The following is a 16856-nucleotide window of genomic DNA, read 5'->3' on the forward strand; positions in this document are numbered from 1 at the left end:
AGGCCTTTTGTTAGTGGAATCCACATCAGGCTGACCGGAAGCTGACTCGACAATCCCGCATCGAAATTTGTTCGAGGAGACTGTTCGTGAAGATCAAGAGTCAGAAAGACTTTTTCTCGGGCCTGATGTTCACGGTGGTGGGTGTGGCGTTCGCATGGGGCGCCACCACCTACACCGTGGGCAGCGGAGCCCGCATGGGTCCGGGTTATTTCCCGTTGATGCTCGGCATCCTGATGGCCCTCATCGGCCTCGGGATCATGTTCAGCGGGCTCACCGTTGAAACCACCGACGGCGAGAAGATCGGCAAGTGGGCCTGGAAGCAGGTGGTGTTCATCCTGGGCGCCAACCTCGCCTTCGGCATCCTGCTCGGCGGCCTGCCGAGCATCGGCGTCCCCGCCATGGGCATGATCATCGCCATCTACGCGCTGGTGATCATCTCCAGCCTTGCGGGCCATGAGTTCAAGCTGCCCAGCGTGCTGATCCTGGCCACCGTGCTGGCCATTGGCAGCTATGTCGCATTCATCTGGGCGCTGAAGCTCCAGATCCAGGTCTGGCCGACCTTCATCACCGGCTGAGAAGAAAGCTGCTCACATCATGGAATTGGTTGAACACCTCTCGATGGGTTTTGGCGTTGCCTTTACCTTCACCAACCTGCTGTACTGCCTGATCGGCTGCATCCTGGGCACGCTGATCGGCGTGCTCCCGGGTATCGGCCCGGTCGCGACCATCGCGATGCTGCTGCCCGCCACGTACGCGCTGCCGCCCGTGTCGGCGCTGATCATGCTGGCCGGCATCTACTACGGCGCGCAATACGGCGGCTCCACCACTGCAATCCTGGTCAACCTGCCAGGTGAATCCTCGTCGGTGGTGACCGTGATCGACGGCTACCAGATGGCGCGCAAGGGCCGTGCGGGGCCGGCGCTCGCCGCCGCCGGCCTGGGTTCGTTCTTCGCGGGTTGCGTGGGCACGCTGATCCTGGCCGCCTTCGCACCGCCGCTGACCGAGCTGGCCTTCAAGTTCGGCCCGGCCGAGTACTTCTCGCTGATGATCCTGGGCCTGATCGGCGCCGTGGTGCTGGCTTCGGGCTCGCTGCTCAAGGCGATCGCGATGATCGTGCTGGGCCTGCTGCTCGGCCTGGTCGGCACCGACGTGAACTCGGGCGTGGCGCGCTACAGCTTCGACATCCCGGAGCTCACCGACGGCATCGGCTTCGTGGCCATCGCCATGGGCGTGTTCGGCTATGGCGAAATCATTGCCAACCTCTCGCGCCCCGACGACGAGCGTGAAGTGTTCACCGCCAAGGTCTCGGGCCTGTTCCCGACCAAGGAAGACTTCAAGCGCATGCTGCCCGCAGTGCTTCGCGGCACGGCGCTGGGCGCGGCACTGGGCATCCTGCCCGGCGGCGGCGCGCTGCTGGCAGCCTTCGCGGCCTACACGATCGAGAAGAAGACCAAGCTGAAGCCGGGCGAAGTGCCCTTCGGCAAGGGCAACATCCGCGGCGTGGCGGCTCCCGAGTCGGCCAACAACGCCGGTGCGCAAACCTCCTTCATCCCGCTGCTGACGCTGGGCATTCCGCCCAACGCGGTGATGGCGCTGATGGTGGGTGCAATGACGATCCACAACATCCAGCCCGGCCCGCAGGTGATGACCAGCAACCCCGAGCTGTTCTGGGGCCTGATCGCCTCGATGTGGATCGGCAACGCGATGCTGATCATCCTGAACCTGCCGCTGATCGGCATGTGGATCAAGCTCCTGTCGGTGCCCTACAAGTTCCTGTTCCCGGCGATCGTGCTGTTCTGCGCGATTGGCGTGTACTCGACCAACAACAACACCTTCGACATCTGGATGGTGGGCATCTTCGGCCTGGTGGGCTACAGCTTCTTCAAGCTGGGCTGCGAGCCTGCGCCGCTGCTGCTGGGCTTCATCCTGGGGCCGATGATGGAAGAGAACCTGCGCCGTTCGCTGCTGCTGTCGCGTGGCGACTGGAGCGTGTTCGTGACGCGCCCGATCTCGGCGAGCCTGTTGGCTGCGGCTGCATTGCTGCTTGTGATCGTGCTGCTGCCTGCAGTCAAGTCCAAGCGCGAGGAAGCTTTCGTCGAGGAGTGACGGACAGAGTTCCCTCGCGGGACTTCAGAAAGAACGGCGCTTCGAGCGCCGTTTTTCATTTCTGTGTGCATCGCTTCGGGGCGCCTGCGCAGGGCTCGCTGCTGGTGCTCGCCGATCAAAACCCAGGTCATGTCCTACGGTCTGCTCGCCCGTGGCGGCTTCATGTGCTGTCGCGCCATCGCGAGGAAGGCCATCCCCGCCGGGCTCAGCGGATGCTTGGCCAACCGCACGGCGACCACCGGGTACTCCAGCGCAGGCCGCGTCACGCCCACGGCGCGCAGGTTGCCCGGCATCAGCACTTCCACGTAGCGCGGCAGCAGCGCCACCCCCGCGCCTGACTGGATGAGGCCGAACGCCGTCGACAGCATCGACACGTGATGCACCACGCGCGGGTACACGTTGGCCATGCTTGCGAGCTGGCGGCTCACGGCGCGCCACACGTTGGCGTCGGGGTTGACGTGGATGAACGGCAGTCCCTCCAGGTGCTTGGCATCGACCACCGCGTGCTGCGCCAGCGGATGGTCTTCGCGCACGAACAGGGCCATGCGGTCCGAGAACAGCGGCTCGGTCGCCAGCTCCGAATGCTTCTGGCCGATGTCCGAGCCGAAGCCCAGGTCGGCCTCCTGCGAGAGGATGCGCGAGATCATTTGCTCCGCCGTGCTGTCGAGCAGCGTGGTCGCGAGCGTCGGGTGCTTCTGCGAAAAGCGCCCGAGCAGCGGCGGCAGCAGGGCGCCGGCCGTGAGATGGCCCACCGCGAGCACGATGCGGCCTTCGCGCAGCTGCGACTGCGAGCGGCAGGCGCCCACGGATTCATCGATCAGCCGAAGCGCCCGCACCGCCGTGTCGACCATCATCTGGCCCGCGTTGGTCATGCGGATGCGGCGCCCGCGCACCACCAGAGGCTGCGCCAGCTCTTCTTCCAGCCGCTTGATCAGGTGGCTGATGGCGGGCTGCGTGAGCTGCAATGCCTCGGCCGCGAGCGTGAAGCTGCCCGTCTCGGCCACCGCCGCCAGCGCCCGCAGCTGCTGCAGCGAGATCTCTTCCGCGGTGCTTCTTGTCATAAGCAGTGTTCATAGTTGAATAAGCGGAATTATCTGGCTTGATGCGCCACTGCTGCATAGCATCCACTTCTCGTTCACAGGCACAAATTCCGCACATGAAACGCCTCCAGTTCCTCCAGGCGCTTGCCGTTGCGCTCGGCGTGGCCACCTCGTCCGCCAGCCTCGCGCAGGGCTACCCGAACAAGCCGATCCGCCTGATCGTGCCGTTCCCGGCGGCCGGCGCCACCGACCTCTTTGCCCGCACGCTGGGCCAGAAGATGGGCGACAAGCTCGGCACCACGCTGGTGGTCGACAACAAGCCCGGCGCGGGCGGCGCCATCGGCTCCGACCAGGCCGCCAAGGCCGCGCCCGACGGCTACACGATCCTGCTGGCCACCACCAGCACGCACTCGATCGGCCCGGCCGTCAGCAAGCTGCCCTACGACACGGTGCGAGACTTCACGCCCATCGCGCACGTGGGCGATGCCGCCAGCATCATGCTGGTGCCGGTCAATTCGCCCGCGAAGACGGTGCGCGAGTGGATCGATTACGCGAAGAAGAACCCCGGCAAGCTCAACTACGCGTCGAGCGGCAACGGCACCATCGTGCAGCTCACGGCGGAGCTGTTCAAGGCGCAGGCCGGCGTGTTCGTCACGCACATTCCCTACAAGGGCACGGCGCTGGCGATCCCCGACCTGATCAGCGGCAAGGTCGACGTGCTGTTCGATTCGCTGCCCACCGGCATGCCGCACGTGCGCGACGGCCGCCTGCGTGCGCTGGGCGTCACCTCGCTCAAGCGCAGCCCGCTGGCGCCTGAGCTGCCACCCATCGCCGATACGCTGCCCGGCTACGAGTCGAACACGTGGTTCGGCTTCTATGGTCCGAAGAACCTGCCGGTGGATATCGTCGCGAAAATCAACAAGGCCGCCAACGAGGCGCTGGCCGACCCCGAGGTGAAGGAAAAGCTCGCACGCCTGGGCATCGAGTCCGCGACGCCGGGCACGCCCGAGCAATTCGCGAAGATGGTGGCAGCAGACGCCGCCAAGTGGAAAAAGATCGTGGTCGACCGCAAGATCACCAACGAATAAGGCAAGGCACACCGACATGAACTTCGACTTCAACAATCCGTACCTCTCCACCCGCATCCCGATCTTTGCGCGCAACGTGGTATCGACCTCGCACCCGCTGGCCTCGCAGGCCGGGCTGCGCATCCTGCAGCAGGGCGGCAACGCGGTCGATGCGGCCATTGCCACCGCCGCCGTGATGACGCTGGTCGAGCCGGTGAGCAACGGCCTGGGCAGCGATGCCTTCTGCATCCTGTGGGACGGCAAGGAACTGCACGGCCTGAACGCCTCGGGCCCCGCGCCCAAGGCCTGGACGCCCGAATACTTCAAGGCCAAGTACGGCGCCGACGCCACGACGCCGCCGATGCGCGGCATCGACTCGGTCACGGTGCCGGGCGCGGTGCGCGGCTGGGTCGCGCTGAGCGATCGCTTCGGCAAGCTGCCGTTCGCCGACCTGCTGACCCCGGCCATCGACATCGCCGAGCGCGGCTACCTCGTGCCGCCGGTGGTGCAGGGCAAGTGGGCCGCGGCCACGCCGCTACTGGGTTCGCAGCCGGGCTTTGCACAGACCTTCCTACCATGGGGCCGGGCGCCCGCGATCGGCGAGCTGTTCCGCTTCACGGCCGCTGCGCGGGCGCTGAAGGCCATCGCCCGCACCAAGGGCGAGGCCTACTACAACGGCGAGATCGCCGAGGCGCTCGCGAAGTTCTCGAAGGAGCAGGGCGGCGCGCTCACCGTGGCCGATCTCGAGGCCTACCAGCCCGAGTGGGTCAAGCCGATCTCGCGCGACTACCGCGGCCACACGCTGCACGAGATTCCGCCCAACGGCCAGGGCATTGCCGCGTTGATCGCGCTGGGCATCCTCGAGAAGTTCGACATCGCCTCGCTGCCGGTCGATTCGGTCGCCTCGCAGCATCTGCAGATCGAGGCCATGAAGCTGGCCTTCGCCGACGTGTATCGCTACGTGTCGGAGCCATCGTCGATGACGGTGACCCCCGCGCAAATGCTCGATGACGCCTACCTCGCATCGCGTGCGAGACTCATCGACGTGAAAAAAGCTCAGGACTTCAAGGCCGGCAACCCCGTGAAGGGCGGCACCATCTACCTCACCGCGGCGGACGAGCGCGGCATGATGGTGAGCTTCATCCAGAGCAACTACATGGGCTTCGGCTCGGGCTGCGTGGAGCCCGGGTACGGCATCAGCCTGCAGAACCGCGGCCACGGCTTCAGCCTGAAGGCCGAGAGCCCGAACGTGGTGGCACCGGGCAAGCGGCCGTTCCACACCATCATCCCGGCCTTCCTCACGAAGGACGGCCAGCCGGTGATGAGCTTCGGCGTGATGGGCGGCAACATGCAGCCGCAGGGCCACATGCAGACGCTGGTGCGCATGCTCGACTACGGGCAGAACCCGCAGGCCGCGTGCGATGCGCCGCGCTGGCGCTTCAACGCGGGGTTCGAGATCAACGTCGAGGCCGCGATGAACCCGGCCACGGTGCAGGGCCTGCGCGACCTGGGCCACCACCTCGACGTCATCGACGATTCGTACCAGGACTTCGGCGCCGGCCAGTTCATCTGGCGCGCGGGCGAGCCGTCGGTCGAAGGCTACGTGGCCGCCAGCGACCCGCGCCGCGACGGCCTCGCTGCAGGCTACTGAGGATCAAGGGATGATCGGGGAATGAACAAGACAGCCGCATCGATCGGCATTCCCCCTCACCAGGGCGCAAGGAAAGGCGTTGCGTCCGGCCTGATCCTCGCCACACTGGGCGCCATCGCATTCAGCGGCAAGGCCATCATCGTCAAGCTCGCGTACCGCTACGGCGTGGACGCCGTGACGCTCATCATGCTGCGCATGCTGTTCGCGCTGCCGCTGTTCGCGCTCATGGCGTGGTGGGCGGGGCGTGGCAAGCCGGCGCTCACCGGCCGCGACTGGATCGGCGTGATCGGGCTCGGTTTCTCGGGCTACTACCTCGCGAGCTTTCTCGACTTTGCCGGGCTGGCCTACATCTCGGCCGGCTTCGAGCGGCTGATCCTGTATCTCAACCCCACGCTGGTGCTGTTCTTCGGCTGGCTGCTGTACCGGCGCCATCCGACGCGACCGCAGGTGCTGGGCATGCTCGTGAGCTATGCCGGCGTGCTGCTGGTGTTCGGCCACGAACTCTGGACCGGCGGTGGCGGCAAGGGCGGCGGTGCGGCGGCCTGGGGCGCATTCCTGGTCTTCCTGAGCGCGGTGAGCTATGCGGGCTATCTGATCTACAGCGGCGAGTTCGTCAAGCGCCTCGGGTCGCTCAGGCTCGTGGGCCTGGCGACCACCGTGGCTTGCCTGCTGTGCATCCTGCAGTTCGTGCTGACGCGGCCGATGAGCGCGGCGATGCAGGTGGCGCCCGAGGTGATCTGGCTGTCGGTGCTCAACGCCACGCTGTGCACGGCGGTGCCCGTCCTCATGGTGATGATGGCCATCGAGCGCATCGGCCCTGCGGTGGCCGCGCAAACCGGCATGATCGGGCCGCTGTCGACCATCCTCATGGGGGTGGTCATACTCGGCGAGCCGTTCACCGCGTGGATCGCGGCCGGCACGGTGCTCGTGATCGCGGGCATCTTCGTTTTCACACGCAAGGGGCGCGAAGCCCCTGCACGATAGGAGCGACAACATGGATCTGGGTATCGCAGGCAAGACCGCGCTGGTATGCGGCGCGAGCAAGGGCCTCGGCTACGGCTGCGCCGAAGCGCTTGTGCGCGAAGGCGTCAACGTGGTGATCGTGGCACGCGGTGCCGAGGCACTGGAAGCGGCGGCGAAGAAGCTGGCCGAAGCGGCGGGTGCATCGGGCGCTGCGTTCGTCAAGCACGTGGCGGCCGACATCACGACCGAAGCCGGCCGCGCGGCGGTGTTCGCACTCGGCCACGACTTCGACATCGTCGTCACCAACGCGGGCGGCCCGCCGCCGGGCGACTTTCGCAACTGGGACCGCGAGGCCTGGATCAAGGCGGTCGACGCGAACATGCTGACGCCGATCGAGCTCATCAAGGCCACGGTCGATGGCATGGCCAAGCGCGGCTTTGGGCGCATCGTCAACATCACGTCGAGCTCGGTGAAGTCGCCCATCGACATCCTCGGCCTGTCGAACGGCGCGCGCAGCGGCCTCACCGGCTTCGTGGCCGGCGTGGCGCGCACGCCCATCGCGGCGCAGGGCGTGACCATCAACAACCTGCTGCCGGGCTCGTTCGACACCGACCGCCTCAAGGGCACGATGGCCGGCGCCGCGCAGAAGTCGGGCCAGGACTTCGACACCGTGTGGGAAGCCCGCAAGAAGAACATCCCGGCCAGGCGCTTCGGCACGCCGGCCGAGTTCGGCGCCATCTGTGCCTTTCTCTGCAGCATGCAGGCCGGCTACATGACCGGCCAGAACGTGCTGGCCGACGGTGGGGCCTACCCGGGCACGTATTGAGCTCGCCCCCAGGCTTCGCGCACTTCGTGTCGCTACTCCCACCCCCTACCGGGGGCAACACCAGCGGCCCGGCAAAGCCGGTTCCGCGGTGTTCGCTTGAAGAGGGCGTTGTTGAATCAGCGCCGTGACGACACCGCGATCCCGGCCACGATTAGCAGGAACGCCGCGCCGTGGTACCAGTGCGGCGGCTCGCGCAGGAAGGCTGCCGAAAGCACTGCCGCGAACAGCGGCGTGAGGTTCAGGAAGATGCTCGCCGCCTGCGGACCCGCGCGCTGCACGCCGGTGCCCCAGCAGCGGTAGGCCACCACCGCGGGGCCGATGCCGATAAACAGCATCGCGGCAGCGAGCGGCCAGCCCAGGTCGATGTGGGCGGGCGTCATCGTCCATTCGCCGGCGGCCAGCGCGCCCGACCACGCGAGGCCGAACACCAGCTGTGCCATCAGGAACGCGGCCCAGTCCTGCCGCAGGGCCCTGGGCTCGTTCGTGCGTGCCAGCAGCCAGCTGTAGAAGGCCCAGGCGATGGTGCCCAGGATCATGTAGAGGTCGCCCGGCACCAGCCGCAGGCCGAGCAGCTGCCGCCACTCGCCGCGGCTGAGCACCAGCAGCACGCCCGCCATCGACAGCAGCGCGCCGAAGATCTCGCGGGTGCTGACGCGTGCGCCGAAGAACAGCGTGCCCACCGCGAGCATCCACAGCGGCAGGCTGGAGCCGACCAGCGTGACGTTGATGGGCGTGGAGGTCTGCAGAGCGAGGTACTGGAAGGCGTTGTACAGGCCGATGCCGAGCAGCCCGAGCACGGCGTAGCGCTTCCAGTGCGCCCACACCGGGCTGCCGCGACGCAGCACCGGTGTGGCCAGCGGCAGCAGGAGCGCGAACGCGACGACCCAGCGCACGAAGTTCAGCGTGAGCGGCGAAACCAGTTCTCGCACCAGCCGGCCGACCACGGCATTGCCGGCCCAGAGCAGCGGAGGAACGACAAGCAGGAGGACGGTGGAGGGGGCAAGGCGCCGGTGCTGTGTCTGCATGGCGGCCGACTCTACCCGGGCATTGATGTCCCGCGCCGCCACGGGAAACCCAAACATGGCAGGATTCCCCTCCCTCTTCTTTTCCTGTGCGTGGAGACTGCAACGATGATGAGCAAAGCCGTCCGTATCGACCGCCATGGCGGCCCCGAAGAACTGAAGATCGTCGACGTGGAAGTCGGCGAACCCGGCCCCGGCGAGATCCGCATCCGCCACAAGGCCGTGGGCCTGAACTTCATCGACACCTACCAGCGCAGCGGGCTCTACCCGTTCCAGATGCCGCTGCAGCTGGGCATGGAAGCCTCGGGCATCGTCGAGGCGGTGGGCGAGGGCGTGACGCACCTGAAGCCTGGCGACCGCGTAGCCTATGCCAGCCCGCCGCCCGGCGCCTACTGCGAGTTGCGCGTGATGCCCGCCAAGTGCGTGTGCAAGCTGCCCGACGACATCTCCTTCGAGACCGGTGCGGCCATGATGCTCAAGGGCCTGACCACGCAGTACTTGCTGAAGAAGACGCTGCCGGCCGAAGGCCTGCAGGCCGGTGATTTCATCCTGTTCCACGCGGCGGCCGGCGGCGTCGGGCTGATCGCCTGCCAGTGGGCCAGGGCGCTGGGCCTGCAGCTCATCGGCACGGCCGGCAGCGACGCCAAGTGCAAGCTCGCGCTCGAACATGGCGCGGCGCATGCCATCAACTACAGCACCGAAAACTTCGCGGCGCGCGTGAAGGAGATCACGGGCGGCAAGGGCGTGAAGGTGGCATACGACTCGGTGGGCAAGGACACCTACGAAGGCTCGATCGACAGCCTGCGCCCCTTCGGCCTGCTGGCGGTGTTCGGCAACGGCTCGGGCCCGGTGCCTCCGATCAACCTCGGCACGCTGGCGTCCAAGGGCTCGCTCTACGTGACGCGGCCGACGCTGTTCACGCACATGGCCACGCGCGAAAGCACGCAGGCGATGGCCGACGACCTGTTCGCGGTGGTGCGCAGCGGCGCGGTGAAGATTCCGATCGGACAGCGATATGCACTGGCCGACGTGCAGCAGGCGCACCGCGACCTGGAAGCGCGCAAGACCACCGGCTGCACGATCCTGACGCTCTGAATCCGCGGGCGCGGGGGGGCGCCGGCCTTGTCCTACCCGGCGTGCGGTGTCATGCCTTCGACTTGTGCCGGGTGCAGTTTGTAGGCTGTGAGCACAGCGCAGAGGCAAGCCTTCATGACCACCGTTCGCACTTTCATCGTGGAAGACAACCCCACCATCCGCAAGAACCTCATGGGCGCGCTGCGCGAGGTCGCCCGGGTCGATCCGGTGGGCGAAGCAGAGTCGGAAGAGGAGGGCTCGCGCTGGCTTTCATGCAACCTGTCGGAATGGGACCTGGCCATCGTCGACCTGTTCCTGAAGGACGGCACAGGCTTTCGCGTGCTCGAGGCGTGCCGTCACCGCGGGCCGGCGCAGAAGATCGTGGTGCTCAGCAACTTCGCCACGCCCGATATGCGGCGCAGATGCGCCCTGCTCGGTGCCGATGCCGTTTTCGACAAGGTCACCGAGATCGAGGACCTGATGGACTATTGCCTGCGCCGCCGTCAGGCGCAGTTCAGTTCACCGGCCGCACACTGAGGCAGGGGCATTCTTTCGCCGGCCGGCAGCGATGCCGGGCTTCGTCGAAAATTGCGCCCAGGGCGCGAGGAGCATGCGCCGGGCTCCGCGAAGTGGCGACGAGATTCATGCGCGGAAATCACACATTCCCTTGCTGAGTCGGCCTGCGCGCTTGCGGCGTGCGGCGCCCAGGTTCCATCCATGTCCCGCTCCCGCTTCCTTCCCGACAACTTCACCTTCGCGCTGCTCTCGGTGGTGACCCTTGCCAGCCTGCTGCCCGCGAGCGGGAAGCTGGGGCATCTCTTCGAGCTGCTCACGAGCGCTGCCATCGGCCTGCTGTTCTTCCTGCACGGTGCCAAGCTGTCGCGCGAGGCGATCATGAATGGCCTCATGCACTGGCGGCTGCACCTGCTGGTGTTCGGCAGCACCTTCGTGCTGTTTCCCGTGCTCGGGCTGGCGCTCAAGCCGCTGCTGTCGCCACTGGTGACGCCAGGGCTCTACACCGGCGTGCTCTATCTCTGCGTGCTGCCCGCCACGGTGCAATCGGCGATTGCCTTCACGGCCATGGCGCGGGGCAACATGCCCGCCGCCATCTGCAGCGCATCGGCGTCCACCCTGCTGGGCGTGTTCATCACGCCGGTGCTGGTCAACCTCGTGGTGTTGCCGAATGGTGGCCATGCGAGCTCGTCGCTGGATTCGATCGGCCGCATCCTGCTGCAGCTGATGGCCCCGTTCGTGCTGGGGCACCTGCTGCGGCCGTGGATCGGCAAGTGGATACAGCGCCGTGCCGCAGTGCTGAAATTCGTCGACCAGGGCTCGATCCTGCTGGTCGTCTACACGGCGTTCAGCGCGGCCGTGATCGAGGGCCTGTGGAAGCAGGTGCCTGCCCATGCGCTGGTCGGGCTGCTGGTGGTGTGCGCGGTGGTGCTGGGGCTGGCGCTGAGCCTCACGACCCTGCTGGCGCGCAAGCTGGGTTTCGACACGGAAGACGAGATCACGATCGTGTTCTGCGGCTCCAAGAAGAGCCTGGCCAGCGGGATACCCATGGCCAAGGTGCTGTTCGCCTCTCACGCGGTGGGCGCGATCGTGCTGCCGCTGATGCTGTTCCACCAGATGCAGCTCATGGTGTGCGCCGTGCTGGCGCAGCGGTACGCGCGACGCGGGCGCGAGGCGGCCCTGTTGAAGACCGCCGAGTAAGAGGCGCTACCCCTCGATCTTCCCGAGCCGCGATTCCCTGAGCCGGCTGGGCGCCAGCGCCCCGGCCGATTCCAGGATCGGATACGCGATCGAGCAGATGTGCGAGTTGATGCGCTTCAGGTCGCTGATCAGGTCGATGTGCAGCGAGCTCGTCTCGATGCTCAGCGTGGTGCGGTCCGACAGCCGGTCGAGGTGGGTCGTCGCATAGGCCCGCTCCAGGTCGCGAAAGCGCACCTTCTCTTCCAGGAGCTTCTGCGCGTCCCGCACGTTGCCGTTCAGGAACACGCTCATGCTCAGCCGCAGGTTGGCTACCAGCCGCCCGTGCAGCTCGACGATCTCCGCCATGCCGGCCTGCGAGAAGTTGCGCTGCGGTTTGATCTTCTTGTCTTCCACATCGATGATTACGCGCTCGATGATGTCGCCGATCTGTTCCATGTTGATCGTGAAGCTGATGATGTCGGTCCAGCGCCGGCTTTCCTCCTCGCCCAGCGCCTCGCGCGAGATGCGGGTCATGTAGTACTTGATGGCCGAGTACAGCTGGTCCACCGTGTCGTCGAGCTGCCGCAGCTCCTGGGCCAGCCGCAGGTCGTTGTGGCGGATCACGTCGAGCGTGCCGATCAGCATCGTCTCCACGATGTCGGCCTGGTGCAGGGCTTCGCGCGCCGCATTGGAGATGGCGAGCGACGGCGTCGACAGCGCCGAAGGATCGAGGTGGTGCGGCCGCGTGGTGCCGGCCGGCTGTTGCGGCACCGGCAGGATGCGCGTCACCAGCCTGGCGACCCATTGCGTGAGGCCGATGAACCCCACGCTGATCACTACGTTGAACGCCAGGTGGAACAGCACCACGCCATGCGTCTGGTTCGGCAGCTCCGGCTGCACGTAGCGGATCCACAGTCCGATGAAGGGGGCGACGATGGCCACGCCCAGCGCCTTGAACAGCAGGTTGCCCACCGTCACCTGCCGCACCGACACGGCCGACTTGGCCGTGGTCAGCACCGCCAGCAGGCCGCTGCCGAGGTTGGCGCCGAGCACCAGGCCGAGTGCTACGTCCAGCGGCACCACGTTCGACGTGGCCATGGCCGCGACCAGCAGCACCACCGCGAGGCTCGAATAGGCCACGATGGCCAGCACCGCGCCGACGGTGATCTCGAGCAGCACGTCGCTGCTGATCGACGCGAGCAGTGCGCGCACGGCCGGCGAGGAGAACAGCGGCTCGGTAGCCTCCACCACCAGCTGCAGCGCCAGCAGCATCAGCCCGAGCCCGATCAGCACGCGGCCGATGCGCCCCGCCATGGAGGCCGAGCGGCTGATGAACAGCACCACGCCCACGAAGATGAACATCGGCGAGAGCCAGGACAGGTCCGCCGAGAACAGCACCGAGATCAGCGCCGTGCCCACGTCTGCGCCCCGCATCACCGCCAGCGCCGCCGGCAGCGTGACCAGGCCCTGCCCGACGAAGGACGAGGTCATGAGCGAGGTGGCGGTGCTTGATTGCACCAGCGCCGTCACGCCGATGCCCGAGAGGGCGGCCGTGAAGCGGTTGCGCATGCTCTGGACGAGGATCTTGCGCAGGTTGGCGCCAAACACACGCAGCACACCGGTGCGGACCAGGTGCGTACCCCACACCAGCAGGGCCACGGCCGCCAGCAGATTCAGGAGATGCTTCATGGGGGGCGGGTTCTGTCCTTTTCGTTTTGGTTCGTTTCGCCCCCATTTTCCACAAGCGGGCGCTTCAGTCGATCAGGGCTCCGTTGTCGTGGAAAGGATATGGCCCTTCGAAGCTGCCGGAGGCCGCCAGGTGGGTGACCAGCCGGCGTCCGCGAGCGGACCAGGCGTGCACCCTGAAAGAAGGCGGCTCCAGTGTCCAGGCCGATTCGGCGTCGGGTGCGAGGTCGAGACAGACCTGATGGGCCGGAGCCGGAGAGGTCGAGGCAATGGTGCCGCCGAAGCGCACGTCGATGGCCCGGTGCAGGTGGCCGCAGATCACGCGTTCGACGTTCGGGTGGCGTGAGAGCAGTGCCTCGAGCGCGTCGGCGCCCTGCAGCAGGCCGATCTCGTCCATGTGGCCGATCAGCGTTTCGAAGGGCGGGTGGTGCATGGCGACCACCACGGGCTTGCCGCGGCAGGCGTCCAGCTGCGCTTCGAGCCAACCCAGGCGCTTCTCGCACAGCGAGCCATGGCTGGCGCCGGGCACGCAGGTGTCGAGCGTGAGCAAGCGAAGGTCGCCGACGCGCACCGAATACTGGATGAAGCCGTCGGTGTCGGCACCCGTGCCGAGATAGGCGTGGCCGGGAAAGCTGCGGCGCAACTGGTCGCGGTCGTCGTGGTTGCCTGGCATCAGGTAGACCGGCATGGTCAGCGGGGCCAGCAGCCGCGCCAGATGTTCGTATTCGGCCGCGCGGCCGAAGTCGGTCAGGTCGCCGGTGATGACCACGGCATCGGGCTGCTGGCGCAGCGCCAGCACCGACTGCACGGCGCGCTCGAGGTACGGCGCGGTGTCGATGCGGCCATAGGCCAGCCGGCCCGGCTCGCGGATGTGCAGGTCGGTCAGCTGGACCAGGAAGGTGTTCTCTGCTGTTGTCGTCATGCGCTGGTCTCCTGCGACGTCATCAGGCGGTCGGGGTGGATGCGCAGGCCCACCGCGTCGCCCGGTCCGAACGGATTGTCGCGCCCTACGTCGGCCATCAGCACGGGCTGGTCTTGAACACGCAGGTGCAGCTGCACGCGGTCGCCGAGGAAGGTACGGCGTTCGACGGTGGCGGCGCCCCAGCCTGGCAGGGGCGCACCGACCTCGATGTCTTCGGGCCGTACGAGCAGCGTCGCATGGCCCCGCCACGCCGACGGGCAGGGCAGGGCTGACCCTCCGAGTCGGACAACGCCTTGTGCGATGGCGTCGGCCTCGCGTTCCAGCCGGTTGACCCGGCCGAGGAACTCGGCGACGAAGGGGTGCGCGGGCGCACGGTAGAGGTCTTCGCCGCGACCCACCTGCACGATGCGTCCGGCGCGCATCACGGCGAGGCGGTCGGCAATGGCCAGCGCCTCCTGCTGGTCGTGCGTGACGTGGATGGCCGTGATGTGCAGGCGGCGCAGCAGCTCGGCCAGTTCGTCGCGCAGCGACTCCTTGAGCTTGGCGTCGAGCGCTGCCAGCGGCTCGTCGAGCAGCAGCACGCGCGGGCGCACGGCCACTGCGCGCGCCAGGGCCACGCGCTGGCGCTGGCCGCCGGAAAGCTCGGCGGGGCGCTTGTTCTCCAGTCCGCCGAGGCGCACGAGATCGACCAGCTCGCCGACGCTGCGCTTTTCTTCATCGGGCGCCACGCCGCGAATGCGCAGCCCGTAGCCGATGTTGGCCGCGACCGTCATCTGCGGAAAGAGCGCATAGCTCTGGAACACCATGCCAACACCGCGGTGCTCGACCGGGCGCTGCGTGACGTCCTGCCCGCCGAACACGATGCGGCTGCCCGCGTCGGGCGATTCCAGGCCGGCGATCAGCCGCAGCAGCGTGGTCTTGCCGCAGCCCGAGGGGCCGAGCAGCGCCAGCACTTCGCCGGCTTCCACTTGCAAGTCGGTGGGCTGCAGGCCGCGCGTGCCGTCGGCGTAGGTCTTCGCACAGTTGGCGATGTCGATGGGAATGCGTTCAAGTTCCATGGCGTTTCTGTATCAGGTTGGCAAGGTACTGCAGAGCCCACAGCACCGGAAGAATGACGGCGAAGAAGACCAGCGTGTAGGCCGATCCGATCTCGATGCGCATCGAGGCATAGCTGTCGGCCAGGCCCACGGGCAGCGTGCGCGTGAGCGGCGTGTGCAGCATCCACGTGAGGTTGAACTCGCCCACCGACAGCGTGAACACCATCAGGCTGCCGGCCACGATGGCCGGGAACACCGCGGGTACGAGGATGCCCATGAATCGCTGGCGGAAGTTCGCACCCAGCGAGCGCGCGGCCTCCTCGAGCGCGAGCAGGTCGTCGCGCTGGAAGGCCGAGCTCACGGTGCGCACCATGAACGGCAGCGTGAACACCATGTGGCCCACGAGGATGAAGGCGAAGCTCTGGCGGAAGGCAGTGAGCTGGCCATAGGCAAGGATCAACGCGAGCGCCGTCGCAAGGCCCGGCACCGCGACCGGCAGCGTCAGCAGCTCCTCGAAGATGCGCGCCGCGCGCGAGCGGCTGCGTGCCAGCGCATAGGCACAGGGCACGCCCAGCAGCACGGTGCCGATGACGCAGGCCACGGCCAGCGCGAGCGACCAGCCGACGGTGCCGCCGTAGTTCTCCCACACCTCGCCGAGCCAGCGCAGCGTGAGGCCGCTCTTGAGGCCCATGCTGTAGTTGTTGACGAGGCCCGCCATCACCGACAGCAGCATCGGCGCGATCATGAAAAGGCTCACGATGACCGTGACGGCAAGCAGGAAGGGCGCTTTGGCCTGGGTGTTGGTTCGCATGGTGCGTGGGCCCTCAGCGTGCGACGGGATTCGCGCCAAAGCGGCGCGCCACGAACAGCACCAGCCAGGTCACGATGCCCAGCGAGATCGACAGCGACGCGGCAAGCGCGAAGTTGGCATAGTTGGTGAACTCGTTGTAGATGGTGATCGGGATCACCTCGAACTTGCTGGCCAGCGTGAAGGCCGTGCCGAAGGCGCCCATCGAGGTGGCGAAGAGGATGGCGCCGCAGGCCAGCGTGGTGGGTGCAAGCTCGGGCATCCACACGTCGCGCGCGACGCGAAGCCGCGAGGCGCCGAGCAAACGCGCGGCTTCTTCGAGCTGCGTGTTCATCGATTCGGCAGCTGCCGCGTAGGTCGCGATGGCGCGCGGCAGCGAGAAGTACAGGTACGCGAGGAACAGCCCGAGCAGGCCGTAGGCGAAGGTAATGCGTTCGCCGAACAGGCTGTCGCTGAGGTCGGCCACCACGCCTTGGCGCCCGCCGAGCAGGATCACGAAGAAGCCGATGATCACGCCCGGGAACGAAAGCGGCAGCGTGAGCAGCGAAAGCAGCACGCGCTTGCCGACGAAGGCATGGCGCGCGAGGTAGATGCCCACGGCCGCGCCCAGCACCAGCGTGGCCAGCGTCACGGCCACCGAGAGCGCAACGGTGTTGGCCATGCTCGTGAGGTAGCGCGCGTCGGTCAGCACCGCGAAGTAGGTGGACCAGCCCTTGTCGGCGGGCAGCGTGAGAAGACGCACGACCGGCAGCAGCCAGAAGGCCGCGAAGAAGGCGGCCGCGGGTGCCACGCAGGCCAGCAGGCGCCAGCGTGGGGTCCAGGAGGTGTCGGACTTCATCTCAGTTCTTCATCGTGGGTTGTTTGGGTTGCGGGACAGAACGTTCAGGGCGCGTGCACAGGCCACCGGGTACTCCCCTCCGCGAATGTCCCCCGCCTTCGGCTCCTCCTTTATTTCGCTGCGG

At 67.2% G+C, this 16856-nt stretch carries 16 protein-coding genes; 9 read left to right on the forward strand and 7 right to left on the reverse strand.

The genetic code is table 11. From position 1 onward, the window contains the following. Positions 1-86 precede the first annotated feature (86 nt). Both ACCC97_RS22655 and ACCC97_RS22660 read left to right on the forward strand, forming a co-directional pair. Positions 87-575 (forward strand): tripartite tricarboxylate transporter TctB family protein, encoded by a 489-nt coding sequence (locus ACCC97_RS22655; protein WP_007837406.1) that lies wholly within the window; start codon positions 87-89, stop codon positions 573-575. Between the two features lie 19 nt (positions 576-594). Continuing rightward, complete coding sequence (locus ACCC97_RS22660; protein WP_413315544.1) at positions 595-2106, forward strand: tripartite tricarboxylate transporter permease; 1512 nt, start codon at positions 595-597, stop codon at positions 2104-2106. Positions 2107-2240: 134 nt separating this feature from the next. On the opposite strand, the gene ACCC97_RS22665 is transcribed toward ACCC97_RS22660, so the two are convergent. Continuing rightward, positions 2241-3167 (reverse strand): LysR family transcriptional regulator, encoded by a 927-nt coding sequence (locus tag ACCC97_RS22665; protein ID WP_007835458.1) that lies wholly within the window; start codon positions 3165-3167, stop codon positions 2241-2243. A 95-nt stretch (positions 3168-3262) separates the two neighbouring features. Between ACCC97_RS22665 and ACCC97_RS22670 the strand changes: the two genes are divergently transcribed. Genes ACCC97_RS22670 through ACCC97_RS22685 form a run of 4 tightly spaced genes read left to right on the forward strand, consistent with a single transcriptional unit; the run spans position 3263 to position 7653 of the window. Then, the gene (locus ACCC97_RS22670; protein ID WP_007835460.1) at positions 3263-4234 is read left to right on the forward strand and encodes a Bug family tripartite tricarboxylate transporter substrate binding protein; all 972 of its coding nucleotides are present in this window, start codon (positions 3263-3265) and stop codon (positions 4232-4234) included. Between the two features lie 16 nt (positions 4235-4250). Further along, entirely contained in the window at positions 4251-5864 is a 1614-nt protein-coding gene (locus tag ACCC97_RS22675; RefSeq protein ID WP_413335171.1) for a gamma-glutamyltransferase family protein, read from the forward strand. Between the two features lie 21 nt (positions 5865-5885). Next, a complete protein-coding gene (locus ACCC97_RS22680) occupies positions 5886-6848 on the forward strand; it encodes a DMT family transporter (protein WP_413335173.1) in 963 nt (320 codons plus the stop codon). Between the two features lie 10 nt (positions 6849-6858). Further along, positions 6859-7653 (forward strand): SDR family oxidoreductase, encoded by a 795-nt coding sequence (locus tag ACCC97_RS22685; protein ID WP_007835469.1) that lies wholly within the window; start codon positions 6859-6861, stop codon positions 7651-7653. A gap of 116 nt (positions 7654-7769) precedes the next feature. Here ACCC97_RS22685 and ACCC97_RS22690 read toward each other — a convergent pair whose 3' ends face one another. Next, entirely contained in the window at positions 7770-8678 is a 909-nt protein-coding gene (locus tag ACCC97_RS22690) for a DMT family transporter (RefSeq protein WP_413315551.1), read from the reverse strand. A gap of 108 nt (positions 8679-8786) precedes the next feature. Between ACCC97_RS22690 and ACCC97_RS22695 the strand changes: the two genes are divergently transcribed. From ACCC97_RS22695 to ACCC97_RS22705, 3 genes are all read left to right on the forward strand, one after another. Further along, complete coding sequence (locus ACCC97_RS22695) at positions 8787-9770, forward strand: quinone oxidoreductase family protein (protein ID WP_413335181.1); 984 nt, start codon at positions 8787-8789, stop codon at positions 9768-9770. 114 nt (positions 9771-9884) lie between these two features. After that, positions 9885-10286: a response regulator gene (locus ACCC97_RS22700; RefSeq protein WP_007838447.1), complete on the forward strand. Its 402-nt coding sequence runs from the start codon at positions 9885-9887 to the stop codon at positions 10284-10286. Positions 10287-10466: 180 nt separating this feature from the next. After that, on the forward strand, positions 10467-11462 hold the full coding sequence (locus ACCC97_RS22705) for a bile acid:sodium symporter family protein (RefSeq protein ID WP_007838449.1): 996 nt from the start codon (positions 10467-10469) through the stop codon (positions 11460-11462). A 6-nt stretch (positions 11463-11468) separates the two neighbouring features. Here the strand turns inward: ACCC97_RS22705 and ACCC97_RS22710 are convergent, their stop codons facing one another. The 5 genes from ACCC97_RS22710 to ACCC97_RS22730 form a co-directional block, all read right to left on the reverse strand. Continuing rightward, complete coding sequence (locus tag ACCC97_RS22710; RefSeq protein ID WP_007838452.1) at positions 11469-13130, reverse strand: Na/Pi cotransporter family protein; 1662 nt, start codon at positions 13128-13130, stop codon at positions 11469-11471. A 64-nt stretch (positions 13131-13194) separates the two neighbouring features. Continuing rightward, positions 13195-14049, reverse strand: a complete 855-nt coding sequence (locus ACCC97_RS22715; protein ID WP_413335175.1) for a phosphodiesterase — start codon at positions 14047-14049, stop codon at positions 13195-13197. Further along, entirely contained in the window at positions 14046-15107 is a 1062-nt protein-coding gene (locus tag ACCC97_RS22720) for an ABC transporter ATP-binding protein (RefSeq protein ID WP_007838455.1), read from the reverse strand. The genes ACCC97_RS22715 and ACCC97_RS22720 overlap by 4 nt, the downstream gene beginning before the upstream one ends. Further along, positions 15097-15897 carry an ABC transporter permease gene (locus ACCC97_RS22725; RefSeq protein ID WP_413335177.1) on the reverse strand — a complete coding sequence of 267 codons (801 nt, stop codon included), beginning with the start codon at positions 15895-15897 and terminating at the stop codon, positions 15097-15099. Before ACCC97_RS22725 ends, ACCC97_RS22720 begins: the two co-directional genes overlap by 11 nt. A 13-nt stretch (positions 15898-15910) precedes the next feature. Continuing rightward, the gene (locus tag ACCC97_RS22730; RefSeq protein ID WP_413335179.1) at positions 15911-16732 is read right to left on the reverse strand and encodes an ABC transporter permease; all 822 of its coding nucleotides are present in this window, start codon (positions 16730-16732) and stop codon (positions 15911-15913) included. Positions 16733-16856: the final 124 nt, after the last annotated feature.

Source organism: Variovorax sp. Varisp85, from assembly GCF_047304045.1.
Lineage (GTDB): Bacteria > Pseudomonadota > Gammaproteobacteria > Burkholderiales > Burkholderiaceae_C > Variovorax.

What these genes read in the sequence shown, in the direction of transcription:
- ACCC97_RS22690 (WP_413315551.1), bottom strand. Translation starts at nt 8,678, where the DNA reads ATGCAGACACAGCACCGGCGCCTTGCCCCCTCCACCGTCCTCCTGCTT.
- ACCC97_RS22730 (WP_413335179.1), bottom strand. Translation starts at nt 16,732, where the DNA reads ATGAAGTCCGACACCTCCTGGACCCCACGCTGGCGCCTGCTGGCCTGC.
- ACCC97_RS22700 (WP_007838447.1), top strand. Translation starts at nt 9,885, where the DNA reads ATGACCACCGTTCGCACTTTCATCGTGGAAGACAACCCCACCATCCGC.
- ACCC97_RS22685 (WP_007835469.1), top strand. Translation starts at nt 6,859, where the DNA reads ATGGATCTGGGTATCGCAGGCAAGACCGCGCTGGTATGCGGCGCGAGC.
- ACCC97_RS22675 (WP_413335171.1), top strand. Translation starts at nt 4,251, where the DNA reads ATGAACTTCGACTTCAACAATCCGTACCTCTCCACCCGCATCCCGATC.
- ACCC97_RS22670 (WP_007835460.1), top strand. Translation starts at nt 3,263, where the DNA reads ATGAAACGCCTCCAGTTCCTCCAGGCGCTTGCCGTTGCGCTCGGCGTG.
- ACCC97_RS22665 (WP_007835458.1), bottom strand. Translation starts at nt 3,167, where the DNA reads ATGACAAGAAGCACCGCGGAAGAGATCTCGCTGCAGCAGCTGCGGGCG.
- ACCC97_RS22710 (WP_007838452.1), bottom strand. Translation starts at nt 13,130, where the DNA reads ATGAAGCATCTCCTGAATCTGCTGGCGGCCGTGGCCCTGCTGGTGTGG.
- ACCC97_RS22660 (WP_413315544.1), top strand. Translation starts at nt 595, where the DNA reads ATGGAATTGGTTGAACACCTCTCGATGGGTTTTGGCGTTGCCTTTACC.
- ACCC97_RS22720 (WP_007838455.1), bottom strand. Translation starts at nt 15,107, where the DNA reads ATGGAACTTGAACGCATTCCCATCGACATCGCCAACTGTGCGAAGACC.
- ACCC97_RS22715 (WP_413335175.1), bottom strand. Translation starts at nt 14,049, where the DNA reads ATGACGACAACAGCAGAGAACACCTTCCTGGTCCAGCTGACCGACCTG.
- ACCC97_RS22695 (WP_413335181.1), top strand. Translation starts at nt 8,787, where the DNA reads ATGAGCAAAGCCGTCCGTATCGACCGCCATGGCGGCCCCGAAGAACTG.
- ACCC97_RS22705 (WP_007838449.1), top strand. Translation starts at nt 10,467, where the DNA reads ATGTCCCGCTCCCGCTTCCTTCCCGACAACTTCACCTTCGCGCTGCTC.
- ACCC97_RS22680 (WP_413335173.1), top strand. Translation starts at nt 5,886, where the DNA reads ATGAACAAGACAGCCGCATCGATCGGCATTCCCCCTCACCAGGGCGCA.
- ACCC97_RS22725 (WP_413335177.1), bottom strand. Translation starts at nt 15,897, where the DNA reads ATGCGAACCAACACCCAGGCCAAAGCGCCCTTCCTGCTTGCCGTCACG.